General features: G+C 51.3%; 24 protein-coding genes and 1 pseudogene. 20 read left to right on the top strand and 5 right to left on the bottom strand.

What is annotated here, in order from left to right; all coding sequences use genetic code 11:
* From HOLDEFILI_RS17795 to HOLDEFILI_RS18665, 15 genes are all read left to right on the top strand, one after another.
* Positions 1-437, top strand: a 437-nt coding sequence (locus HOLDEFILI_RS17795; RefSeq protein ID WP_006061339.1) for a hypothetical protein, incomplete at its 5' end; no start/stop codon positions are given.
* On the top strand, positions 427-915 hold the full coding sequence (locus tag HOLDEFILI_RS17790) for a hypothetical protein (protein WP_006061338.1): 489 nt from the start codon (positions 427-429) through the stop codon (positions 913-915). The genes HOLDEFILI_RS17795 and HOLDEFILI_RS17790, both read left to right, overlap by 11 nt.
* Entirely contained in the window at positions 915-1340 is a 426-nt protein-coding gene (locus HOLDEFILI_RS17785; protein WP_006061337.1) for a DUF4430 domain-containing protein, read from the top strand. The genes HOLDEFILI_RS17790 and HOLDEFILI_RS17785 overlap by 1 nt, the downstream gene beginning before the upstream one ends.
* 284 nt (positions 1341-1624) lie before the next feature.
* A complete protein-coding gene (locus HOLDEFILI_RS17780; RefSeq protein ID WP_039865553.1) occupies positions 1625-3898 on the top strand; it encodes an anaerobic ribonucleoside triphosphate reductase in 2274 nt (757 codons plus the stop codon).
* Positions 3891-4397, top strand: coding sequence for an anaerobic ribonucleoside-triphosphate reductase activating protein (gene nrdG / locus HOLDEFILI_RS17775; RefSeq protein ID WP_006061335.1), 507 nt, complete (start codon positions 3891-3893; stop codon positions 4395-4397). Before HOLDEFILI_RS17780 ends, nrdG begins: the two co-directional genes overlap by 8 nt.
* 131 nt (positions 4398-4528) lie before the next feature.
* Positions 4529-4885 carry a hypothetical protein gene (locus tag HOLDEFILI_RS17770; protein ID WP_039865424.1) on the top strand — a complete coding sequence of 119 codons (357 nt, stop codon included), beginning with the start codon at positions 4529-4531 and terminating at the stop codon, positions 4883-4885.
* 435 nt (positions 4886-5320) lie between these two features.
* A complete protein-coding gene (locus tag HOLDEFILI_RS17765; protein ID WP_006061332.1) occupies positions 5321-6043 on the top strand; it encodes a GntR family transcriptional regulator in 723 nt (240 codons plus the stop codon).
* Between the two features lie 155 nt (positions 6044-6198).
* Entirely contained in the window at positions 6199-7275 is a 1077-nt protein-coding gene (locus tag HOLDEFILI_RS17760; protein ID WP_039865422.1) for an SIS domain-containing protein, read from the top strand.
* A 184-nt stretch (positions 7276-7459) separates the two neighbouring features.
* Positions 7460-8533 (top strand): linear amide C-N hydrolase, encoded by a 1074-nt coding sequence (locus HOLDEFILI_RS17755; protein WP_006061329.1) that lies wholly within the window; start codon positions 7460-7462, stop codon positions 8531-8533.
* A 368-nt stretch (positions 8534-8901) separates the two neighbouring features.
* A complete protein-coding gene (locus HOLDEFILI_RS17750; protein ID WP_039865421.1) occupies positions 8902-9312 on the top strand; it encodes a PTS sugar transporter subunit IIA in 411 nt (136 codons plus the stop codon).
* Positions 9313-9333: 21 nt separating this feature from the next.
* Positions 9334-9828 (top strand): PTS sugar transporter subunit IIB, encoded by a 495-nt coding sequence (locus HOLDEFILI_RS17745; protein ID WP_006061327.1) that lies wholly within the window; start codon positions 9334-9336, stop codon positions 9826-9828.
* Positions 9829-9852: 24 nt separating this feature from the next.
* A complete protein-coding gene (locus HOLDEFILI_RS17740) occupies positions 9853-10593 on the top strand; it encodes a PTS mannose/fructose/sorbose/N-acetylgalactosamine transporter subunit IIC (protein ID WP_006061326.1) in 741 nt (246 codons plus the stop codon).
* Between the two features lie 14 nt (positions 10594-10607).
* Positions 10608-11441 (top strand): PTS system mannose/fructose/sorbose family transporter subunit IID, encoded by an 834-nt coding sequence (locus tag HOLDEFILI_RS17735; protein ID WP_006061325.1) that lies wholly within the window; start codon positions 10608-10610, stop codon positions 11439-11441.
* Between the two features lie 114 nt (positions 11442-11555).
* Positions 11556-12578: a low-specificity L-threonine aldolase gene (gene ltaE, locus HOLDEFILI_RS17730; RefSeq protein ID WP_006061324.1), complete on the top strand. Its 1023-nt coding sequence runs from the start codon at positions 11556-11558 to the stop codon at positions 12576-12578.
* A 1-nt stretch (position 12579) separates the two neighbouring features.
* Positions 12580-13245: an HAD family hydrolase gene (locus HOLDEFILI_RS18665; protein ID WP_006061323.1), complete on the top strand. Its 666-nt coding sequence runs from the start codon at positions 12580-12582 to the stop codon at positions 13243-13245.
* A gap of 158 nt (positions 13246-13403) precedes the next feature.
* Here the strand turns inward: HOLDEFILI_RS18665 and HOLDEFILI_RS17720 are convergent, their stop codons facing one another.
* From HOLDEFILI_RS17720 to HOLDEFILI_RS17715, 3 genes are all read right to left on the bottom strand, one after another.
* Positions 13404-15056, bottom strand: a complete 1653-nt coding sequence (locus tag HOLDEFILI_RS17720) for an alpha-amylase family glycosyl hydrolase (RefSeq protein ID WP_039865420.1) — start codon at positions 15054-15056, stop codon at positions 13404-13406.
* Between the two features lie 245 nt (positions 15057-15301).
* Positions 15302-15433, bottom strand: coding sequence for a hypothetical protein (locus tag HOLDEFILI_RS20415; protein WP_256173516.1), 132 nt, complete (start codon positions 15431-15433; stop codon positions 15302-15304).
* Positions 15434-15779: 346 nt separating this feature from the next.
* Positions 15780-16088 (bottom strand): hypothetical protein, encoded by a 309-nt coding sequence (locus HOLDEFILI_RS17715; RefSeq protein ID WP_006061319.1) that lies wholly within the window; start codon positions 16086-16088, stop codon positions 15780-15782.
* Positions 16089-16404: 316 nt separating this feature from the next.
* Between HOLDEFILI_RS17715 and HOLDEFILI_RS17710 the strand changes: the two genes are divergently transcribed.
* The 5 genes from HOLDEFILI_RS17710 (at position 16405) to HOLDEFILI_RS17690 (ending at position 21633) form a co-directional block, all read left to right on the top strand.
* The gene (locus HOLDEFILI_RS17710; protein ID WP_006061317.1) at positions 16405-17412 is read left to right on the top strand and encodes an asparaginase; all 1008 of its coding nucleotides are present in this window, start codon (positions 16405-16407) and stop codon (positions 17410-17412) included.
* A gap of 153 nt (positions 17413-17565) precedes the next feature.
* Positions 17566-18579, top strand: a complete 1014-nt coding sequence (gene add / locus HOLDEFILI_RS17705) for an adenosine deaminase (protein WP_039865418.1) — start codon at positions 17566-17568, stop codon at positions 18577-18579.
* A gap of 239 nt (positions 18580-18818) precedes the next feature.
* Positions 18819-19265 (top strand): MarR family winged helix-turn-helix transcriptional regulator, encoded by a 447-nt coding sequence (locus HOLDEFILI_RS17700; RefSeq protein ID WP_006061315.1) that lies wholly within the window; start codon positions 18819-18821, stop codon positions 19263-19265.
* Positions 19262-20635 (top strand): MATE family efflux transporter, encoded by a 1374-nt coding sequence (locus HOLDEFILI_RS17695; RefSeq protein WP_006061314.1) that lies wholly within the window; start codon positions 19262-19264, stop codon positions 20633-20635. The genes HOLDEFILI_RS17700 and HOLDEFILI_RS17695 overlap by 4 nt, the downstream gene beginning before the upstream one ends.
* A gap of 401 nt (positions 20636-21036) precedes the next feature.
* The gene (locus tag HOLDEFILI_RS17690; RefSeq protein ID WP_006061312.1) at positions 21037-21633 is read left to right on the top strand and encodes a cytidylate kinase-like family protein; all 597 of its coding nucleotides are present in this window, start codon (positions 21037-21039) and stop codon (positions 21631-21633) included.
* Between the two features lie 332 nt (positions 21634-21965).
* Here the strand turns inward: HOLDEFILI_RS17690 and HOLDEFILI_RS17685 are convergent, their stop codons facing one another.
* Both HOLDEFILI_RS17685 and HOLDEFILI_RS17680 read right to left on the bottom strand, forming a co-directional pair.
* Entirely contained in the window at positions 21966-22319 is a 354-nt protein-coding gene (locus tag HOLDEFILI_RS17685) for a FliH/SctL family protein (protein ID WP_039865416.1), read from the bottom strand.
* Positions 22320-22408: 89 nt separating this feature from the next.
* Positions 22409-22696 (bottom strand): annotated as a pseudogene (locus tag HOLDEFILI_RS17680) (hypothetical protein); the annotation flags it as partial.

Below are 22696 nucleotides of genomic sequence, written 5' to 3'. Positions count from 1 at the left end.
TTGCCAGCGATGAACTGGCGTCGCTGATCGCCCAGGCGGTACACTCGGTCAAGCATCAGCCGGAACTGCTGAAGCTGTGCGAACTGGTCTATCATGCCAATGGTTCAATCCGGGGACGCCTGGCGATCCGGGACGAGGACTTTGAATGGCTCGATCAGCTGTATGTTCGTCTGATGCAGGAAAACGGTCCGCTCCGGCAATTTGTGCTGCCGGCCGGCTGCGAAGGGGCCTGCGCGCTGCATGTGCTGCGCAGCCGGTGCAAGGCGGTGCTGCGGATCGCGTACGCCATCGACCGGGAAGAAAAACCGGTACCGGCGATTCTGCTGGATTTCTGGAATCTGTTATCCAATGTTTTCTTCCAGATGGCGCTGAAGGAAAACCGGTTGGAAGGCGTGAGCGAGATTCCGTTTGTTTCCCGCAGCTACAATGTCGGTTAAACAAATCGCGCGGATCGCGATCATGGCGGCGATGATGGCTGTGGTGTTCACGATGTTTTCGCAGGTGCTGTATCTGGAAGCGATCACGCTGACGATCGCGGTGCTGGCGCTGACGTTTGAGCGGCGCGAGGTCTTCTATGGCGCGCTGGTATTTACGCTGGTGAACATGTTGCTGCAGGGCGTTTCCATCTGGACTTTCGCTTACTGCCTGATCTATCCTGTCTATGCACTTCTGTTCGGCAGCTTGAAGCCGTTGCTGCGGCGGCATCGATGGGCGGCGGTTGCGCTTGTCGGTCTGTGCTCGTTTGCGACGGGGCAGCTGCTCGATCTGCCGTTTATTCTGTTTTCGCCGAAAGTAACGCTGATTTACATTGTTCTGGGTTTAAAAACGTCGGTCATTCAGGGATTAGTGAGTGCGCTGGAAGCGCTGTTTCTGCTTGATCCGCTGCTTGACCGGCTGGAAAAGATGGAGAGGTAATGAATAATGAAAAAGAAATGGATTGCCGCGGCCGCGATTTTGGCCGCAATTCTGGTCTGTGTGCTGGGCTTCAACGCGTTAAAACCGAGACGGTGGCCGGCGCAAAAACAATCAACGTCACGGTCGTCAATGAAATCGACGGCACGGAACTGTTTTCCGGAGCGATCAAAACCGATGCGGAAACCTTAGGCGGAATGCTGGAAGGGGCGCCGGAATTGAAAGCGAAAATGGAAACAAGCACGTACGGCCGGCTTTTAACTGCGCTGCTGGACGTAGAACAGGGCGATATGGCAACCGGACCGTGGTGGCTGTACGAATCGGAGAATAACGAAGCGTGCAAGACGGCGGGATTCTGTCCGGCCGTCGACGAAACCCCGATTCAGGATCAGGATCAATTTACATTTAAATATACGGACAGCTATTAAAACCGCGGAAGCCAGACTTCGTTTTTCAGAGCGGAATAAACCGCGCGCAGCCGGATATCCAGTTTGAATTTGTTGGATTTTCCAGAAGCATCCGGCTTTGATCTGCGGAAAAATATGGTATAATGAAAACCATTCGGGCTGAAGAAACGAAGGTCAAAATCAACTGGAAATATTACAAACCAAGAAGCAACGCCGAAACAGGAATGAGAAACAAGGTGCGTCAGGACGGGATGTCTTCGCCGGCCTTGTTTTTCTTCCCCATCAATAAGCAGGAGGAATGGAAAATGGAAATTGAAGTCATAAAACGCGACGGCCGGACGGTCCGCTTTCACAAGGAAAAAATTCAGAATGTCATTGAAAAAGGGTTTGCCAACGTTGGCACACATTGCAGCGAGGAGAACGTCAGAAAAGTCCTGAACCGGGCTTTGAATCAGATTGAGGCTGCCAATCTGCCGCAGATTGAAATCGAGAAGATTCAGGATCAGGTTGAGGAAGCTTTTGTCGAGGAAGGCTTTATTGAAGAATACAAAGCGTTTAAGAACTACCGTCAGAAGCGCGCGGTGGCCCGGGATTGTTTCTCATCCCGCCAGCACCGGCTGATGAAAACGCTGGAAAACTTCGGGATCAAGGACTCGAAGGAAGTCAATGAAAAGCGGGAGAACGCCAACATCAACGGCGACAGCGCAATGGGCATGATGCTGCAGTACGGCAGCACGCTGACCAAGGCCTATACGACCTCCTATTGTCTGGATCCGAAGGTGGCGGCCGCACATGAAAATGGCGATATCCACATTCATGACATGGATTTCTATCCGATGGGCACGACAACCTGTCTGCAGATTCCGCTGGATAAGCTGTTTCAGGGCGGCTTTAATACCGGCCACGGGTTTCTGCGCGAGCCGAAGGACATCGCTTCCTACGCGGCGCTGGCGGCGATTGCGATCCAGTCCAATCAGAATGATCAGCATGGCGGTCAGTCGATTCCGCTGTTTGATTACTATCTGGCTCCGGGCGTCATGCATACCTTTAAGAAAAACTACCGTCAGGCGTTAACCGATTATGTCGATTATACCCAGGCGCTGGACTTGGAAACGCTGAATTTGGCGCTGGCCCAGATCGACAGCCTGAGTGATTTGCGAGCTGTGGAGCTGACCGGCGATCAGCTGCCGTTAGTTTATGAAAAAGCGCTGGCGAAAACGGAACGCGCGACGTATCAGGCGATGGAAGGCCTGATCCACAATTTGAATACAATGCATTCCCGGGCTGGCGCACAGGTTCCGTTCAGTTCGATCAACTTCGGAACGGATACGAGCGAAGCGGGCAGAATGGTTTCCCGGCAGCTGCTGCTGGCCATGGAGAGCGGCCTGGGCAATCACGAAACACCGATTTTCCCGATCCTGATCTTCAAGATTAAGGAAGGCGTCAACTACAATCCGGGGGATCCGAACTATGATCTGTTCCAGCTTTCCTGCCGCGTTTCCGCCAAGCGGATGTTCCCGAACTTCGCGTTCATCGACGCGCCGTTCAATAAGCAATACTACAAGGAAGGCCGGCCGGAAACGGAAATCGCCTACATGGGCTGCCGGACACGCGTAATCGGCAACGAGATCGATCCGGAAAATGAAGTCGTCGTCGGCCGCGGCAACCTCAGCTTCACCTCGATCAACCTGCCGCGTCTGGGCTTGAAGCATGGCGAGGTCTTGCAAGGACAGTGCGATCTGGAGGGCTTCTACCAGGAACTGGACGAAAAGATGGATCTGGTAAAGGATCAGCTGTTGGAACGATACCGTGTTCAGTGTGCCCGCCGGGTCAAGAATTTCCCGTTCTTGATGGCGCAGGGCAACTGGCTAAATTCAGATCAGCTGGATATTGAAGATACGCTGGAATCAGTGCTGAAGCATGGCACTTTGACAATCGGCTTCATCGGTCTGGCGGAATGTCTGAAAGCTTTGATCGGCAAGCATCATGGCGAAAGCGAGGACGCTCAGCAGCTGGGACTGACGATCGTCACCCGGATGCGCAAGCGCTGTGATCACTATACGAAGCAATACGGCTTGAATTTCTCTCTGATCGCGACCCCGGCGGAAGGTCTGTCGGGCCGGTTCATCAAAATGGATCAGGAAGAATACGGTAAGATCGAAGGGGTGACGGATAAGGAATACTACACGAACTCATTCCATGTCCCGGTTTATTATCCGACCGATTTCTACCACAAGCTGTCGGTGGAAGCACCGTATCACGCTTTGACCAATGGCGGTCATATTTCCTATGTGGAGATGGACGGCGATCCGTCGACCAACCTGGCGGCGTTTGAGAAGGTCGTCCGGATGATGAAGGAGCTGGGAATCGGCTACGGGGCGATCAACCACCCGATCGACCGTGATCCGGTCTGCGGCTTTAACGGAATTATCAACGACGAATGTCCGTGCTGCGGAAGAACGGAGGATGGCGTGCCGTTTGAGCGGATCCGCCGGATCACCGGATATCTGGTCGGGACGCTGGACCGGTTCAACGACGCGAAGCGGGCGGAAGTCCGCGACCGTGTAAAGCATGGCTGAGCTGCGCTTATCCGCACCGGTGCAGTTTGACAGTATCGTCGACGGCGAGGGCCTGCGGGCGGTTGTCTGGACACAGGGCTGTCCGCATGGCTGCCCGGGCTGTCACAATCCCCAGACGCACGCGTTTGACGGAGGAACAAGCGTCGCTTCCGAGAGTATTCTAGAACAGCTGAAGGCTCATTTCTATCTGGACGGCGTGACGTTTTCCGGAGGCGAGCCAATGGCACAGGCCGCGGCTTGCGGCGAATTGGCGTGGGCTGTGCATCAGCTGGGAATGAATGTGTGGTGCTATACCGGTTATACCTGGGAAGCGTTGATGGAAGCGCAGGATCCAGATCAGAGAATGTTTTTAGAACAGATCGACGTCTTGATCGACGGGCCGTTTCTGCTTGCGCAGAAATCCCTGAATTTGCGATTCCGGGGATCGGCGAATCAGCGGCTGATCGACGTGCAGGCCAGCTTAAAAGCGCAGCACGTTGTTTTAGCTGAGAAAAACTGAAATGAAAAGCGAAGACTAAAGAAGAAAGCGGGAGCGGATTTTAAACATCGCCCCGCTTTTGTCAATGCGGGAGTTGCATCCCTTGTCAGTTTGTGTATAATTACGGATGGATAACGGTCGGGAGGATGAACATGCGGGATAAGATCCGGTTTGACGCTTATAAAGAATTAAAGATCGTCAATATTGAAAGTCTGTTTTTTGCTTTTCTGCTTGGGTTTACGCTCATTGATAACGGTCTGTCGCCGATCGCGGGCGTAGCGGCCGGCCTGGTTTCGGTGCTGGTCATTAAATTTCTGTTCCGATTTAAAATCGGATATTTTCTGGTATCCACGGTATTCAGCGGATTCTGGGCGATAGCGTTCAGCTCAGGCTGGCTGCGGGATGGGAACTGGCTGGTCGGCGGCGGTCTGGCGCTGGGCATTTTTGCGGCGTGTCTGTACGGGCATCAATTAAATTATGAGGAAGAAAAAAACCGCGAGGACGACTAAGAACAAGTCGGTGCTTCACGGTGAAAAGATCCCTGCGGACAAGGCTGCCGCAGGTTTTTTTGTGGAAAGTTTCAGCGGACTATGGGGAAAGGTGAAAGGGTATTTCAGGTTAGTCCAGCGCTTTGCCGAGCATTTTTGATCAGATCGCCGAACAGCGCGCCATCGATTTGAAAGGTTTCTTTCTTCCTTGAAGAAATACTCCTTTAGGTTTCATCCTATTGAAACTAAAGATTAAAATATAGGCAATAATGAAATATTATCTAGGGAATATACCGGAGAAATGTCAAGAATTATGTCCCGCTGGTTTTCAGTCGGGAGTTATGATATAGTTACAATGTATAAACAAATTGTGGAAATCCGAGTTGAACCTTGCGGTCAAACTTGGTTTTACAGGGCAGTCCGCGGCGCATATTCCGCGGGAAAACGGAGGAACTTATGAAAGAAATGCCGAAGTATAAAATTATTGAAAATTACATCATTGACCGGATTCAGTCCGGCGATTTAAAGCCGGGGGATCAGATCGAAACTGAAAAACAGCTGAGCGAAAAGTTTGATATCGGCCGGCTGACCGTCAACAAAGCGCTGATTAACCTGGCTCAGGAGGGCTATATCGAACGCACGGCCGGCAAGGGGTCGTTCGTGCTGCCGCGGATGGTGACCAAAAGCATCAGTCAGGGCGGCAGCTTTACCGACGATATGGCATCGGTCGGCATGAAAGCCGGCTCACAGCTGATCGAATACAAGGTTTATAAAGCAACGGACGTCCCGGAGGTCGCGGAATATCTGGAACTGGCGGACGATGAACTGATCCATTACTTCGTGCGGCTGCGGACCGGGGATGGGGAACCGATCGCTTTGAGCTATACTTACATTTCCGCCAAGATCGTCCCGGCGATCAACGTCAAGGCCCTGGAAGGCTCGTTAACGGAATATCTCCATTCCGTCGGTGTTTACCGGGGCGGCGCGCTGCATAAGATGTCGGCGCATCTGCCCAGCGAGTCGCAGAAAAAGCTGCTCGGCGTCGGTAATGTCGCGTTGCTTTTAAACGAGCATATCACCTATGACGAACAGCGGCATCCGTACGAATACATCAAAACCTACTACATCAGCAGCCAATATGCCTATACCTTTAGGACGGGGTTTCTGGCAGAGCGTTAAAAAAGTAGTAAAACTGTTCGTTCTCCTCTTGAGATCTTTTTAAAATGGTATATAATGAAATTGTAAATGTATATATAAATACAGATACACATTATTCCTCAGAAAACTTGCTGGTCACAATGTTTGCGCTGGAAAATCTCAAGGAGGACAAGAGAATGAAAAAATGGATGTACGACTGCGTGCTGGAAACTCCGGCGACCGCTGAAGCAATGTTCAAAAACAAGGACGCCCTGGTCGGCAAGCTTGTCGATCTGTTTCTGGCGAAGGACTACAAGAAGATCGTCATGGTCGCTTCCGGTTCTTCCTACAACATCGCCAACTGCTCGAAGTATGCGATCCAGAACTATCTGGGCGTCAAGGTTGATCTGATTAACTCCGTCACCTATGCCAAATATGATTATAAGTTCCATGAAAACGCGCTGGTCATCTGTATGTCGCAGAGTGGCAAGAGCACCAATACGATTGAAGCCGTCGTCAAGGCGAAGGAATGCGGCAACGACGTTGTCGCGATCTCCATGGTTCCGGACAGCCCGATCACGCGGTATTGCGACACCGTATTGGAATACGGTTCCTATGGCCCGGGCGACGATGTATTTGTCTGCCGCGGCGTTCCGACATCAACGCTTTACTTCATTCTGTTTGCGCTGGAAGCCGGCGTAAAGAAGGGCGCGTATCCGAAGGACAGCTATAAAAAACGCATGAAGGAAATCGAAATGATCATCCATGAAATGCCGCGGATCCGTGAAGCGATCGACCAGTGGTACAATGCGAACAAGGAAGAACTGTGGTCGATGAAACGCGCGATGACCGTTGGGATCGGTCCGAGCTTCGGCCCGGCGATCGAAGGCGCGCTGAAAATGGAAGAAACGATCGGTATTCCATCCAACGTCTATGAAACGGAAGAATTCCTGCATGGCCCGGTTTATGAAATTAAAAAGGACAACGCCGTTTTCCTGCTGGACATGGACGATACGATGCATGACCGCGTGATGATGATTTACGAAGGACTGCATCAGCTGACCGACCGTGTTTATCTGATTACCCGTCATCCGGGCAACAGCGATAAGCGCGTTATGACGATTGACGTCGACGCCTGCAGCCTGCTTCTGCCGATGTTGTTTGTCATGCCATTCCAGATTTTATCCAGCCGGATCTGTGACGATTGCCGGATCAACGCGATCACCGTGTATAACTACCGCTTTTCCCAGGCGATCAAAACTAAGGCTAACTAACGCCGGAAGACATCCTTCCCTTTCTTTTCAGAAGCCGCAGCCCGGCTTCTTTTTTTCGTTTCTAAGCCGGGATAACTCAATAAATGTTTTGAAGTTCGATTGATATAAAAAATAACGCTTGCCAAAATATGGAAGTTGATGATAGAATCATTTCTGTTTGAAATTCAAAATATTTGGAGGAGCTATGAAAAAGACATTGAAAAGAGTGATGATCGGCCTGCTTGCGGCAGTGGTTCTGCTTGCGGCCGGTTTGGGATGGATGTTCAGAAAAGAGATTCAGACATTGAATTCGATTCAGAAGGTAGATGATTACGGGATGTACCAGATCGAGTACAGCGCGGATTACGGATTGGATCAGCTGGTGGCATCCGGCGGCGCGTCCAGCGATTCCGAGCTGGTTTCTTATGTGGCTGGGAATTTATTGAAGGGCCTGCCGCTGAAATTCAACATCCCGGATTTCGGATGCAGTACGTTCCAGGCGCAGAATGAGGAAGGGGATTGGCTGTTTGGCCGGAATTACGATCTGAACTATGTTCCGAGCATGATCGTCAAATCCAATCCGGATCACGGCTACGCTTCCATCGCGGTCGCGAATATTTCGGTGCTGGGCTACAACGAGGAAAAGCAGCCGGACAGCTTCCTGTCGTCGATCATGAGTCTGGCCGCGCCGTATGTCATGATGGACGGCTTGAACGAGATGGGCTTTTCGATCGGCGTGCTGCTGATCCGCGGCATGGAGCCGACTAACCAGGAAACGGACAAGCTGGACTTGACGACGACTTCCGCGATGCGCTGGCTGCTGGACAAAGCGGCGACGGTGGAGGAAGCGGTCGGAATGCTGGAAAACATGGATATGCACGCTTCGGCCAACGCTTCCTATCACTTTCAGATGGCCGACGCCCAGGGTGACAGCGCGGTGATCGAGTATGTGGATAACCAGCTTCGCGTCATCCGGAAGGAAGACGGCGAGTTTCAGATGCTGACAAACTTTCTGATCAGCGAGGATGTTTACGGCTTTGGCAAGGGACAGGACCGATATACAATCCTGGCGGACACGCTGCAGGAAAACAACGGTATTTTATCGGAAAAGAATGCGATGTCTTTATTGGAAGCGGTCAGTCAGAATAAGGTGAACGAGGAGACCGGCACGCTGACGGCGACCCAGTGGTCCGTCGTTTACAACAACACGCAAAAGACTGCGAAGATCGTGGCCGGCGGCCAGTTCGGCCATGTGATTGAGGTTTCGCTCGGACAATAACAACGAACGATTCTCCGCAGCGGCAGTGATGAAAATCACTGTTTTTTTTGTTTAGGCAAACCGGGAAAGCGATTTTCCTGACGCAAAAAGCACACTTATTTTGACTGTTCATCAATCCAGGGGATTCCCTTAAAATCATGCGGATTTCTTCTTTAACTTGATTATAGAACCTGTAAAAACAGTTTGTCAATAAAAGTGTACTTAATGTTACAATGTGATTTGATCGCATTGTATATTTCAATATCAGATAATATCTATGTAAATAATATATAAATTTATAGAAATTATAATAAATATATAGACAATAGATTGTCATTGTGCTATATTAAGTTTACAAAAATGATAGCGCTTACCAGGAGGGATGGATGATGAAACATATCGTTTTACTGACTCACGGCCATTTGTGCGAAGGCTTCGCTTCTGCACTGCAGGTCATTTCCGGCTCAGACAATCCGCTGACGCTGCTCTGCATGGAAGCACAGGACTCACCAGATACGATGCACAGCCGGGTTCATCAGGTTCTTGAGCGCTTTCCGGCGGCGGATCCGGTCATTCTGATGACGGATATCCCCGTTGGCAGCACGACGCAGATCGCGATTCCGTTTCTGGAAGACTACGCCAACCTCTATATCGTGACCGGCTTGAATTTGGGCCTGCTGCTGGAGGTGGCGCTGAATCCGATGGAAGACGATGTCAGCACGATCCTGCGGGAAGCGGTTGAAGCCAGTCGCCAAACATTACTGTTCATCAATGACCAGCTGGACAGCGATGAGGAATAAAAAAGAAAGGGAGATGTTTCCATGATTAAACTTCTCAGAATTGATGATCGTTTGATCCACGGGCAGGTCGCTGTCTATTGGGTCAATGCGACCGGCGCGGACACGATTGTCATCGCCAACGACAAGCACGCTACCAACGCCATGCTCAAGATGTCCTTAACCGTCGGGAAGCCGGCCGGCTCCAAAATGGAGGTGCTGACCGTAGCCAAAGCGGTGGACTATCTCAACAACGCCGCCAATGCCAAGCGTAAAATCTTATTGATCTGCGGCAGCTGCGAAGACGCGGAAACGCTGTGCGCCGGGGCGGCGGAAATTAAGGAAGTCGATTTAGGGGGGATCCGGTTCGCAGAGGGACGCACCTCGATTTCCAATCAGGTCTTCTTAGTCGAGGATGATCTGCGGCATCTGGATGCGATCGCCGGGCAAGGCCGGACGGTTTACATTCAGGAAGCTCCGTCCAAACCGAAGATCCCGCTGTCTGAAATCCATTCCATATTTGAAAAAAATAAAAAGTAAAAACACTCGGAAAGGGGAAAAATTATGTTTTTAATCCAGTGTATCCTGGTATCCATGGTGCATGTCCTGAGTATTCTCGACGGCCGGATTCTGGGTCAGAATTTATTGAACACACCGATCGTGGAAGCCACGTTAGTCGGTCTGATCTGCGGCGACGTCCAGACGGGTTTAGTCATGGGCGCAACCTTACAGTTGATCTTCATGGGGTTTGTCGGTATCGGCGTCACCTCGCTGCCCAACTCCTCCGCCGGCACGATTCTGGCGGTGGCCTTCGCGATCATGTCGCATCTTTCGGCGGATTCCGCGATTGCGCTGTCCATGCCGATCGCGCTGTTATTCCAGCCCTGCGGCATCATTCCGCGGATCATCAACAACATCTGGAATCCAAAGTGCGACGCGGCGGCGGAGCGCGGCGACTTCAAGGCAATTGAACGGTATTACTGGCTGGGCGTCGTCGTCTTTGCCATCGTCTACTTTGTTCCGATGTTCTTAGCGCTGTACTTCGGCTCCGGCACGGTGGAAACGATTATCAACTTCATCCCGGAAGTCGTGATGAACGGACTGACCAAGGCTTCCAGCGTGCTGCCGGCCTTAGGTATCGCTTTATTGATGAACTACATCATGGATAAGGATGCGACGCCGTTTATTTTCCTGGGCTTCATCTTAGCCGCGTTCCTGGGCGTCAGCTCCCTGGGCGTCGCGGGCTTGGGCGCCGTGATCGCTGTGGTTTATTATAATATGGTTCAGAGAAAGGCTAACGAGTAAAGGGGGAAGCCACGATGACAACTGGAAAAATGGAAAAGAAAGAATTCATGAGCGGTTTCTGGCGTTCCTGCTGCCTGCAGGGCTGCTTCAACTATGAACGTCAGCAGGGTTTGGGCTTCGGCTACGCGATGATTCCGCATCTGCGCCGGATTTACAAGGATGATCCGGAAGGCTTTAAGGAAGCGATGAAACGGCACCTGGTTTTCTACAACATCACGCCGCAGTGCACGACGTTCGTTCAGGGCATCGCCGTCGCGATGGAAGAAGAGGCGGCCTCCAATCCGGACTTCGACGCCTCTTCGATCAACGCTATCAAGACCGCGCTGATGGGACCGCTTTCCGGCATCGGCGATTCGATTTTCTGGGGTACGCTCAGAACGATCGGCCTGGGCGTCGGGATTTCCTTCTGCATGCAGGGCAACATCCTCGGTCCGATTTTGTTCCTTCTGATTCACAACATTCCGCATTGGTTTGTACGGTATAAAGGTCTGCAGGTCGGCTATGAGCAGGGCTTGTCATTTATGGAAAATGCAACGGAAGGCGGCATGCTGGAAACCTTCTCGATGGCGGCGAAAATGCTGGGCGCTACGGTTGTCGGCTGCATGATCGCGACGATGATCAACTTTACCACGACGATTACGTTGAACATGGGCAACCATCAGACCTTGGCGATCCAGTCGATCTTTGATGAAATCGCCCCGAAGCTGCTGCCGTTATTGCTGGCCTTCGGCTGCTTCGCGCTGATCCGCAAGGGTAAGAAGACCACGACCGTCATGCTGCTGTTGTTCTTGCTGGGCTTCGTGCTGGCCTTCCTGGAAGGGCTGCCGATGTTCGCGCCGATGGTTTAAGAAAGAAGCTTGACGCGAAGTCCGCGGTTAGGACACTGCGGGGTAAAAATAAAGGAAAAAGGCTCCTTGTCGGACTTGCCGCAGGAGCCTTTCGTTTAGAAAAGAGGGAAAGTCATGATTGATTTACGCAGCGATACCGTCACTCAGCCTTCGCTGGCGATGCGCCGGGCAATGGCGGAAGCGGTCGTCGGGGATGATGTGTACAGGGATGATCCAACGGTCCGGAAGCTGGAACAGCGGGCTGCCGCGCTGATGGGGAAGGAAGCCGGTCTGTTTGTCAGCAGCGGCACTCTGGGCAACCTGCTGGCCCTCATGAGTCAGACGGAACGGGGCGATGAAATCATTGCCGGACGGCACAGTCACATCGTTACGCATGAAGTCGGCGGAGCGGTGCAGATCGCTCAGGTGATGGTGCATCCAATCGATCATCCGCAGGACTGGATTGAAGCGGACGCAATACGCAATGCCGTACACAGCGAAGATATCCATGAGCCGCGAACGCGGCTAGTCTGTCTGGAAAACGCGCTGTCAAACGGCGGAGTTGTACCGCTGCCGGTCTTGCGTTCTGCCTATGATGCCGCGAAAGCGCTGGGATTGCGCGTTCATTTGGACGGTGCGCGGATTCTGAACGCCGCCTTAGCCAGCGGCTGCTCTGTTCAAAATATTGCGGACTGCGCGGATACAGTAACGTTCTGCCTGTCCAAAGGACTGGCAGCGCCGGTCGGTTCCGTTTTAACCGGGGATCAGGCTTTCATTGAAAGAGCGCGGCGCAACCGCAAACTGCTGGGCGGCGGGCTGCGGCAGGCTGGAATTCTGGCTGCGGCCGGACTGGTGGCCTTGGATTCGATGACACAGCGATTGGCGGAGGATCATGCCCACGCAAAGCTGTTGGGGAGCTTGCTGGCTGCGATCGACGGGATTTCCGTGGAAACCGAGCGGATTCAGATCAATATGGTGTTCTTTAAAGTCGATCGTGAAAAGCGGACTCCGGAGGATTTTCTGAACCAATTGAAAGAAAAAGGAATTTTAACGAATCCGGATGATCACGGACTGTTCCGCTTTGTCACACATTATGGTATCATGGAAAGCGACGTCCGGGCTGCGGCGCAGGCAGTCCGGGAAATCATGGAGGGATAGAATGACGAAGTTAAAAGCAGTGATGTTTGACATGGACGGGGTCTTGATCGACAGCGAGCGGCTGAGCTTGTCTATGTGGGAAAAGGTGAACGAAGCACGGGGGCACGTCTTCGACGTTTCTGTCATGACGAACATGATGGGCGGTTCGCAGCAGGAGAACTTTGAACGATTCGGGCATCTGCTTCCGCCGATGGAAGTGTACGAAGCGATGTGGCAGGAGAAGAAACAGATGACGGATGCCTGGATTGAGGCCAACGGCATGCCGCTGCGGCCGGGAGTAAAGGAAATTCTGGCGTCGTTAAAAGAAAATGGGGTACGGCGGCTGATCGTTTCCTCGACGCCGCGCGAATACGCGTTGTATTTACTGGAAAAAGCAGGGCTGAGCGGATGTTACGACAACGGGATTTTCGGCGACGAAGCCGGCCGGCGCAAGCCGCATCCGGATCTCTATAACAAGATGATGGAGATGGAAGGTTTGCGGCCGGAGGAATGCATTATCGTGGAAGACTCCGCCAACGGTGTCAAGGCAGGCTATGCCGCAGGTGTGCGGGTATTTGCGATTCCTGATACTGCTTGTCTGGAACAATTCCGCGATCACGAAGCCTACGCGATCGTCGATTCCATGGACGACGTGCGGCGCTGGGCACTGGAACAGACAGCCGCATAATCGCGGAGGATTTTCAAACAGACAATCTGATCTGTTAAAATCAAACAAAAAGAAAAAGACGGCGATCTTAATGAACCCGGATTCTCTGGATAATCCATTCAGAGCGGTTCACTTTGATTCCGTCTTTTTTAATATTCATTTTCTGGTTTTCTTTGGACTTAACGGATCTGGATCAGTCTTGCCTCATAAGGCCGCAATAGCTGCGGTTGGGGATCGGTGTAGGAATCCATCAGAATCCGGCCTTCCGTTTTGAGGTCAAAGCGGGCTGGGGAACCGCTGAGGTTGATCAGAATCAAAAATTCTGCCTGTTCGTCAGACCGTTGATAAGCGAGAATTTGTTTGTGATGAACCAAAACCGGTGTCATCGCTCCCGTATTGAATGCCGAATACGCTTTGCGCAGGGCAATCGCCTGTTTGTACCAGTGGTTGATGCTTGTTTCAGAAACCAGATCTGACTTTAGATTGATCTGCTTATAATTCGGATTCACCTTGATCCAGGGCTGATGATCGCTGAAACCGGCATAGTCGCTGTCGTCCCACTGCACCGGCGTGCGGGCGTGATCGCGGGTCATGCGCTGCACGACCTTTTTGGCGATGAATTTCGGCAGATGCATCATCGTCTGCAAGGTGCCGTAAATGTTGATCGCTTCATAATCCCGCCATTCGTCCTGTTCCAGATGACAGTTGGTCATGCCGATCTCCTCTCCCTGATATACAAGCGGTGTTCCTCGTAACGTCAGGTTCATCAAGGCGAACGCTTTCGCGCTTTCGACGCGGTATTGCCTGTCGTTGCCGAAACGGGAGATCGAGCGGGGCTGGTCATGATTGTTCATGTAGTTGGCAACCCAGTAATTTCGTTTCTGGCTGTCGGTCTGCCAACGGAAAATAATCGACTTGAAGCCGGGAATCGTCCAATGATACAGCTTGCGGAAATCATATTTGCCTAACGGTCCGCAGTCCTGCAGATGCAGATCAAACATGATCATCATGTTAAGCTCGCCGCGTTGTTCACCGGCATACAGCGCGCACGCATCGTTGTCCGCCATCATGCCTTCGCCGATTGTGATGAAATCATAGTCGTCTGCCAGCTTCCCGATCAGCTCCTGGATGTAGGCATGGGATTGCGGCAGATTGGTCATGAACTCTTTGGCAAACTGATAGCCCTTCTTTTCCGGATGCCAGCTCGGCAGTCCCGGCTGTTTGGCAATCGTGTTGATGACGTCCATGCGGAAGCCGCTGACGCCTTTGTCCAGCCAGAACCGCATGACGTTGGCAATTTCTTCGCGGACCCGCGGATTCTCCCAGTTGAGATCGCACTGGTGCGGCGTGAAGGTAGTCAGATACCAGCTGCGCGGTTTCAGCGGATCCTTTGTCCATGCGCTGCCGCCGAACATGCTGATCCAGTTGTTCGGTTCCTTGTCGTTAATGCCTTCGCGGAAGTAGTAACAATCCCGGTATGGACTGTTCGGATCGTTTAAACAGGCCTGAAACCAGGGATGCTGATCACTGGTATGATTCGCGACCAGATCCATCACAATGCCCATGCCGCGTTTCTTACATTCCGTCAACAGCGCGTCGAAATCCGCCATCGTTCCGAAATCCGGATGGATGTTGTAATAATCGCTGATGTCATAACCGTAATCGGTATTGGGGGAACAATATACCGGCGAGAGCCAGATCAGATCCACGCCCAGATCCTGCAGATGATCCAGCCGGCGCAGAATGCCCTTGAGATCGCCGATTCCATCATGATTGGAATCCTGGAACGAGCGCGGCCAGATCTGATAAATAATTTTATTTTTGTAGTCCATCATATCACCCCTGTCATTGTATCACAATGACAGGGTAAAAGCTTTGGATTTCCGTAATCGTGAACATTCACATTCTAGCCGGTACAGAAGGCGTAACACGACTTTTGGATCAAAGAGGATCGTTGAAAAAGAACCCCTGGAATGAGAAAATGATCGGGACAGAAAAAGAAACCAGCTGGGAAAGCTGGCTCTTGGCAAGGGGGAGATCGGCTCTGATCTTAGGGGAAGACTGCGGAAACTGTCGTCTACAATTCCTCGCCGTTGCTTTCAATCACCCGCTTGTAATAGGCAAAGGAGTCCTTTTCGTAGCGGTTGAATTCACTACCTTCAGCGCGGATTATATAATTCAGGCGGTGGCTGATCGTCAGCTTTTTCATGCAGAACTTTCAATTTTAAAATAACATTCTTTTAACGAAAACTCCAACCAATAACAGCGGAAAGCGACTGCGGTAAACGCTGTGCGGCGCAAAGGGAAGGAAGGGTGAGGACGGAAAAGACGAAGACCTGGAATCAGCCGCGATGACCATAAGCTGCCCCGAACGAACCGGAGATCGCAAAAAAGCCAGGCCAAACATCAACCTGGGCGACTCTAGGGAATCCATAACGATTTTTCCGCACAGGAAAAACCTCAAACACAATCAAAAAAACAGCCCGGAGAGCTGTCTTTTGCATCCTGATTTTTGAATCCTTTGCGCAGAAACAACGCCGGAAACACCAAATCCGTTAATGGAAAAACTGAGAAGCAATCATTAGATTGATGATCAGCGGCAGTGCCGCGAAAAGATAAGGAAGCAAAGGCGCAGGGTCGTTTTCCCGGTCGCCTCCCCGCGGCTGCCGCACAGGCTGATAGGCAGGCCGCCGAAGTTCCAGCGAAATATGGCTTGCGCCGGCATAGCCGAAGACAATCAGCGCCAGTCCGATCAGCCAGAGGACGTCCAGCCGTTTGTGGAATCCCCATAATAAAATGATCTGGACAAGCAGGCAGAGAATGAAATAAAATCCGCCGAGCAGCAGGGTTTGTTTTCGACTCATAGCATTATTCCTCTTTTCTTCATCCCTTCTTATGACCAGCGACCGGTTTTTAATGAAAGGTTCTTCTTCCTTCTCATTATAACGGGAATTCCAGTTTTTAGCGAATCCTTTTTAATTCTGTTCCGTATCATTTTTCTTCTGTCAATTCGATGGGATCAAGTTGATAATGAACCTATTCCAAGCTAAAATAAAAAGAGGTAAAGCTTAACGTGTTCGTTATGGATTATCATGGCAGATTAGTAAATTAAATAAAGAAAAGGAAAGGTACAGAAATGATTCAAGATACCGTTAAAAATAAACGGCCGGGGAGGAACGGATGAAAAGAATCGCATGGCTGACCACGGGCGGCACGATCGCCTGCGCCCAACAGGAAGAAGGGCTGACGCCGCAGCTGGATGCCGGGGGACTGCGCCGGCTCTTAGGCACCTTGATCGATCAATATGAAATCAAGACGTGGGATCTGTTTACGCTGGACAGCTCCAACATTCAGCCGGAGGAATGGCAGCGGATCGCGGAGAAGGTGGCGGAGCTCATCGCAGAAGGCTGGGCTGAGGGTGTGATTCTGACCCACGGCACGGATACGATGGCCTATACCGCTTCCGCTTTAAGCTTCATGCTGGAAAATGTAACGCTGCCGGTTGTCCTCACGGGGTCGCAGCTGCCTCTTGCAGATCCGTTAAGCGACGGACTGGAGAATATCCGGACAGCGCTGGCGATGGCTGCGAGCGGTCATGCCGGGGTTTTCGTGGCGTTTAACCGCCAGATTTTACTAGGCACCCGCGCGGTGAAGGTCCGTACGACGAATTTCCAGGCGTTTGAAAGCGTCAACGTTAAACCGGTCGGCTGGATCGACAGCCGGGGATTGAATATCCGCAGCGGTTTGCTTCCGCATGCCGACGGTCCGTTTCAGCTGCGCAGTCAGCTGTGCAAGGAAGTCGTCCTGATTAAGCTGATCCCGGGCATGAATCCGAAGCTGTTCGACGCGTTGATTCAGATGGCCTGCCGCGGCGTGGTGATCGAGGCCTTTGGGATCGGCGGGCTGTCGTTTATCCGACGGGATCTGACGGCGAAGCTTCAGGAGATGACCCAGGCTGGCATCACAGTTGTCGTCTGCAGTCAGTGTCTGTATGAACAAAGTGATTTCAGCGTCTATGAGGTCGGACAAAAAGCGCTGCGCTACGGCGTTCTGGAAGGCAAGGATATGACCAGCGAGGCGGCCGTTACCAAGCTGATGTGGGTACTGGGGCAAAGCGAGGATCCGCAGACGATCCGGCAGTTGTTTGAAACCAACCGGATCCATGAGCGCAACGAGAGTTTCGATTGACAAAGCCGGTTAAACGGCGTAACCTTAATTTCAATAAAAGCAGGGTTACCCGGTGCTGCCAGACCGCTTCCGTATGGACGGCATTGGTGATCGGCAGTACTGGGATAATCGGAATTGAAAAACAATAAAACAAAAGAGAATGGGGGTTTTACGATGGAATATCTATTTCCGAAAATTGATTTACACGTTCATTTAGACGGCTCGCTGCCGTTAAAGCTGGCCTATGCCTTAGCTCAGGATCGCCAGCTGATCGCTTCCGAGTGCACGCTGGAACAATTCCGTGAGCGGATTGTCGTGGGCCGGGACAATGGCAGCCTGAATGAGTTTCTCGCACGCTTTGAGCTGCCGATCGCGATTTTACAGGATGAAGAAGCGCTGGTGCTTTGTACCCGCGAGCTGGTGAAGACGCTGGCTTTGCAGGGACTGGAATATGTGGAATTGCGGTTTGCGCCGCAGTTTCATACACAGAAGGGACTGACGCAGCATCAGGCAGTTAAAGCCGTGATCAAAGGCATGCGGATCGCGATGTGCGAGCATCCGCAGATCAAGGTCGGTTTGATTCTATGCATGATGACACTGGGCGAACCGTCGCTGAATCACGAAGCGAACCTGGAAACGATTCAGATGGCCCGGGACTTTAAAGGCAAAGGGGTCGTAGCGGTGGATCTGGCCGGTGCGGAGGGCATCACGCCGATGGAAGGCTATCGCGATTGTTTTGAACTGGCGAAGGAATATGGAATTCCGTATACGATTCACGCAGGGGAAAGCGGCCCGGCGGCTTCGGTAAAGTCGGCGCTGGAGCTGGGGGCGAGCCGGATCGGACATGGCGGTCATTGTCTGGAGGACAGCGCGGTGATGCAGGAAGTGATCGATAAGAAAATTCCGCTGGAAATGTGCCTGACGAGCAACGTCCAGTGCCGTAATCAGCTTTCGTACAGCGATCATGCGCTGAAGCCGTTGATGGAACGCGGTGCCGTGGTGACGCTGAATACCGATAATATGACGATCAGCGATACGACGCTGGATCAGGAATATGACAAAGCAGTGCGGTATTTGGGACTGACCCGGGAGGATCTGATTCATCTGAATCTCAACAGCGTGCGCGCGGCGTTTGCGGATAAAGAATTGAAGCAGCAGCTGACGCGCCGGCTGATGGAATGTTTGTAGGCGGTCATAAACTAAAAAACAAGAAGAGTAAAAATCAGAAACTAAGACACCAGGAGCGGCCGGTACGATTCCAACGTACCCGGGTCATTCCTGGTTTTTCATCGAGCGCCTTTTGGGAAAGACTGAAAAATATACAGAGAACCGCTTCCTTTTCCCCCTTCAGACGATTTGACAAGCTTCGCGGATCATTCTATAATTAGGAAGCTAACTATTAGGAATCTAATGAAAGGGGAGGACTTATGAATAAACCTTTTTGTATTTTATTTTCCCGGGCCTACCGCGCGCAGACGGCGCAGATCCGGCCGCGCATGGCCGATCAGGGAATATCGATGGGACAACCAAAAATCCTGCATCTGTTAACCCGCAGCTCCCGCACGCAGGTGGAGCTGGCGCGGGCCTGTGATATCGAACCGGCGACGGTATCTAAAATTCTGGATCTGATGGAACAGGCCGGGATGATCGAACGGGTGCGCAGCGATAAGGACCGCCGCAGTATTCAGGTGCAGATTACGGAGTTCGGCGCTCAGCAGCACGCCAAGATGAGTGAAATCCATGCCGAGGTCGAAGCGCTGGCTCTGGAAGGCTTCAGTGCGGAAGAACGTGAGCAGTTTATCAACTATATTCAGCGTATGACGGATAATCTGCGCGGTGAGAAAACTGCGGCGGAAGGAGAAAACCGGGTATGAGCAGTCAGGCGACGCTGAGTCAGGTTGAGAAAATGACGACTCAGCCGATTCCGAGATTGATCACGACCCTGGCGGTGCCGACGATTGTCAGTATGTTAATCACCTCGATTTACAACATGGCGGATACCTTCTTCGTTTCTCAGTTAGGCACCAGCGCGACCGGCGCGGTAGGAATCGTCTTTTCCCTGATGGCGATCATTCAGGCCGTTGGTTTTACGTTGGGGATCGGCTCAGGCAGCCTGATCTCGCGGATGCTGGGGGCAAGAAAACATGCGGAAGCGGAGAAGATTGCGAGTACCGGCTTTTTTGCTGCAATCGCATTCGGTCTTTTGCTGACAGGGTTCGGTCTGTTTTTCATCGATCCGTTAATGGCGCTGCTGGGCGCGACGAAGACGATTCTGCCGTATGCCCGCGACTACGCGAAATACATCCTGTTGGGTGCGGCGGTCATGTCGTCCTCTTTCGTGCTGAACAATGTGCTGCGTTCCGAGGGCAAAGCGACACTGGCGATGGTCGGCATTACCGCCGGCGGTCTGCTGAATATCGTACTGGATCCGATTTTTATCTTTACCTTCCATCTGGGAATTGCCGGCGCGGCGATTGCGACGATTCTCAGCCAGATCATCAGTTTCCTGATTCTGCTGAGCTGTTTCCTGCGGCATAAGAGTCTGCTTCATCTCGGCTTTCGAAATATTTCATGGAAGTGGGAAGATCTTTCAGCGATCATCAAAACCGGTCTGCCCTCCTTTTTCCGGCAAGGGTTAGCGAGTATCGCGACGGTGATGCTGAACGTCAATGCGGCGGTTTACGGCGATGCGGCAGTCGCGGCAATGTCGGTTGTCGGCAAGGTGTTTATGTTGATCCTGTCCGTCTTAATCGGTTTTGGCCAGGGCTATCAGCCGGTCGTCGGTTTCAATTACGGCGCGGGCTGTTATCAGCGGGTGAAGCAGTCGTTTACCTTTACGACGATTGTGAGTTTTGTGATGATGGGTATCCTCGCGGCGGCGGGCTTCGTATTTGCACCGCAGGTGATCCAGCTGTTTACCAAGGCTGACGCTCAGGTCCTGGAAATCGGGACGTATGCGATGCGGGCGCAGTGTCTGGCGTTGTTTATCCAGCCGCTCGGCGTTATTTCGAATATGACATTCCAGTCGATCGGCAAGCCGGCGGAAGCGACATTTTTGTCCGCCTGCCGCCAGGGTGTATTCTTTCTGCCGCTGATCATCATTTTACCGCGGCTGTGGCAGCTGCGCGGCGTCGAATTGACGCAGCCGCTGGCCGACGTACTGACTTTTATCGTCTGTTTTCCATTCTTGTTCAAATTCTTCAAAGAGTTGAATCAGAAGATCGCGGAACAGGAAGGCGCATAATTTGGGCGTTGAATTGTTTAATGGATAAAAAATCGACATCAATCTATTGCATAAGAGAAAAGTCTGAAAAGGACATGCAGTGTAATTTAAGCTGATCCTGGATGAAAATTTCGCAACGAACAGTACCGATGTAAAGCGGGCCGCTGTTCGTTGTTTGTTTTTTTGGAAGAATGATGATTGGTCGTAGTTTAATTATGGAGTATAATAGAAGTAAAGGAAATATCAGGCATAATTTTGATTAGAATCGCCTAGAAATTCATCTTCATCGAGGCCTGCTTGTTTTTATTTCTTCATCTTAACGGGAATATTAAGGGCTGAAAAAGTGAATTGATGGATCGTTATCTCGCTGGCGTCATGGCCATGAAGATCGAGAATAAAACCAGAAAAGGAGGAATTCGAGGATGACAAACAACAGAATTGTAACGATCAGCCGTCAGTTCGGCAGCGGAGGACGGACCGTGGGGAAACAGCTGGCGGTCCGGCTCAGGATTCCCTGTTATGATCAGGAATTGATAGAAAAACTGGCGCAGGCGAGCGGTTTTACGCCGGAGATGGTGGCGAAGCAGCAGGAGGCGTCGCCTTATAGCAGTCATTGGGCGTTCGCGTTATCGGAAGGGCAATTCATGGGCGCTTCAATCCAGGATCAGTTGTGGCAGCTGCAGCGAAAGATTATCCTGGAATTGGCGGAAAAAGAATCCTGCGTGATCGTCGGTCGTTGCGCGGATGTGATTCTCAAGGATCATGCGGATTGCCTGACGGCGTTTATTCATGCGAAAAAAGCGAAACGAGCCAAGCGGATTGTCGAAGTGTATGGTGAAACGGAGGTCGCAATTGAGAAGCGGATTCGGGACAAGGATAAGCGGCGCGCAGTTTATTATGAGTTTTACACAGGACAGACATGGGGATTGGCTGAAAATTTCCATGTGGCATTGGATAGCGGCGAGCTTGGCATCGAGCGGTGTGTCGATATTCTGGCGGATTTATATCAGTGCCGATAAAAAAAGATTCCGGACTTGGAGATTTTCCAATTCCGGATTTTTTGTTTTAGGGATGTGGATCCGAGCTTTGAGAAAAGTGTTTGTTTTATCCAGAAGGGTCATTTTACAGAGTATTGATGACTCGGATATCGACGCGGGATAGGATCTCCCTGGGGGAGCCGATTTTTTCTCATACTGAATTGTTAAGTTCATTTTTTGATGATTCCTTTACTTATAAAAGTGAAATCTCTGCTTGTTTCGCTGAAATTTTTATGTAATTTAGGACATCATTAAAAAGTCTGTTACCGGATAAGATATGGCTGAAAGCTAGGTTATTGTTCTACTATTAAATCTTAGTTCTCGGCCGACTGAAATTGTGATTTTGTCATGGCTTGAGCTGATTCCGGACATTCTTGTCTTTTTAATTGTTCCAGTTGTAACGCAGTAATCTTGGTGCAGAGTTGGATGAGCTGATCGTCACAATGATTTCTCAACATTTCCCTTGCGATTTCTAATCGTTGCTTTTCGATGCCTTGTTCAATACCTTGTTCGATGCCACGCTCAAAGCCTTTCTCAAAGCCTTTCTCAAAGCCTTCTGCCAGGCCTTCCCGTTTGCCCTCATAGCGCAGCTGCGCCATGTCCATCATCCGCCGGTTATGCTCAAACGCCGCATCCCGCATTGCCGGATCACTGCTCATTCGCTTCATTACGCTGTCCGCCTCCTTAAAGATTTGCTCAGCAATCAAGGATTTAGATCTTCTAGTCCTTAAACTTCATCTGGATCAGCTTCCTCTTTTTAGTCGCTTGCCAGATGGGATTGCTCTGAGTCGTCCTCGGTTTGATTAAAACCGGAAACGATTTCTTTCTTTAACTGTTCCAGTTGTTGAAGACTGATCTTGGTGCAGAGCTGGATGAGCTGATCATTACAATGATTTCTCAGCATTTCCTTTGCGGTTTCAAATTGTTGCTTTTCGATACCTTGTTCAATACCTTGCTTAATACCTCGCTCAATGCCTCGTTTAATGCCGCGCTCAATACCTTGTTCAATGCCTTTCTCGATACCTTCTGCCAAGCCTTCCTGCTT

Origin of the sequence: Holdemania filiformis DSM 12042, assembly GCF_000157995.1 — a bacterium.
GTDB classification, from domain to species: domain Bacteria; phylum Bacillota_I; class Bacilli_A; order Erysipelotrichales; family Erysipelotrichaceae; genus Holdemania; species Holdemania filiformis.
Note: the sequence above shows the minus strand (reverse complement) of the source record. Positions and strands in the feature narration are given on the sequence as shown.

Excerpts from the sequence above, each read along its gene's own strand:
- HOLDEFILI_RS17790 (WP_006061338.1), top strand. The coding sequence starts at position 427 with ATGTCGGTTAAACAAATCGCGCGGATCGCGATCATGGCGGCGATGATG.
- HOLDEFILI_RS17785 (WP_006061337.1), top strand. The coding sequence starts at position 915 with ATGAATAATGAAAAAGAAATGGATTGCCGCGGCCGCGATTTTGGCCGC.
- HOLDEFILI_RS17780 (WP_039865553.1), top strand. The coding sequence starts at position 1,625 with ATGGAAATTGAAGTCATAAAACGCGACGGCCGGACGGTCCGCTTTCAC.
- nrdG (WP_006061335.1), top strand. The coding sequence starts at position 3,891 with ATGGCTGAGCTGCGCTTATCCGCACCGGTGCAGTTTGACAGTATCGTC.
- HOLDEFILI_RS17770 (WP_039865424.1), top strand. The coding sequence starts at position 4,529 with ATGCGGGATAAGATCCGGTTTGACGCTTATAAAGAATTAAAGATCGTC.
- HOLDEFILI_RS17765 (WP_006061332.1), top strand. The coding sequence starts at position 5,321 with ATGAAAGAAATGCCGAAGTATAAAATTATTGAAAATTACATCATTGAC.
- HOLDEFILI_RS17760 (WP_039865422.1), top strand. The coding sequence starts at position 6,199 with ATGAAAAAATGGATGTACGACTGCGTGCTGGAAACTCCGGCGACCGCT.
- HOLDEFILI_RS17755 (WP_006061329.1), top strand. The coding sequence starts at position 7,460 with ATGAAAAAGACATTGAAAAGAGTGATGATCGGCCTGCTTGCGGCAGTG.
- HOLDEFILI_RS17750 (WP_039865421.1), top strand. The coding sequence starts at position 8,902 with ATGAAACATATCGTTTTACTGACTCACGGCCATTTGTGCGAAGGCTTC.
- HOLDEFILI_RS17745 (WP_006061327.1), top strand. The coding sequence starts at position 9,334 with ATGATTAAACTTCTCAGAATTGATGATCGTTTGATCCACGGGCAGGTC.
- HOLDEFILI_RS17740 (WP_006061326.1), top strand. The coding sequence starts at position 9,853 with ATGTTTTTAATCCAGTGTATCCTGGTATCCATGGTGCATGTCCTGAGT.
- HOLDEFILI_RS17735 (WP_006061325.1), top strand. The coding sequence starts at position 10,608 with ATGACAACTGGAAAAATGGAAAAGAAAGAATTCATGAGCGGTTTCTGG.
- ltaE (WP_006061324.1), top strand. The coding sequence starts at position 11,556 with ATGATTGATTTACGCAGCGATACCGTCACTCAGCCTTCGCTGGCGATG.
- HOLDEFILI_RS18665 (WP_006061323.1), top strand. The coding sequence starts at position 12,580 with ATGACGAAGTTAAAAGCAGTGATGTTTGACATGGACGGGGTCTTGATC.
- HOLDEFILI_RS17720 (WP_039865420.1), bottom strand. The coding sequence starts at position 15,056 with ATGGACTACAAAAATAAAATTATTTATCAGATCTGGCCGCGCTCGTTC.
- HOLDEFILI_RS20415 (WP_256173516.1), bottom strand. The coding sequence starts at position 15,433 with ATGAAAAAGCTGACGATCAGCCACCGCCTGAATTATATAATCCGCGCT.
- HOLDEFILI_RS17715 (WP_006061319.1), bottom strand. The coding sequence starts at position 16,088 with ATGAGTCGAAAACAAACCCTGCTGCTCGGCGGATTTTATTTCATTCTC.
- HOLDEFILI_RS17710 (WP_006061317.1), top strand. The coding sequence starts at position 16,405 with ATGAAAAGAATCGCATGGCTGACCACGGGCGGCACGATCGCCTGCGCC.
- add (WP_039865418.1), top strand. The coding sequence starts at position 17,566 with ATGGAATATCTATTTCCGAAAATTGATTTACACGTTCATTTAGACGGC.
- HOLDEFILI_RS17700 (WP_006061315.1), top strand. The coding sequence starts at position 18,819 with ATGAATAAACCTTTTTGTATTTTATTTTCCCGGGCCTACCGCGCGCAG.
- HOLDEFILI_RS17695 (WP_006061314.1), top strand. The coding sequence starts at position 19,262 with ATGAGCAGTCAGGCGACGCTGAGTCAGGTTGAGAAAATGACGACTCAG.
- HOLDEFILI_RS17690 (WP_006061312.1), top strand. The coding sequence starts at position 21,037 with ATGACAAACAACAGAATTGTAACGATCAGCCGTCAGTTCGGCAGCGGA.
- HOLDEFILI_RS17685 (WP_039865416.1), bottom strand. The coding sequence starts at position 22,319 with ATGAAGCGAATGAGCAGTGATCCGGCAATGCGGGATGCGGCGTTTGAG.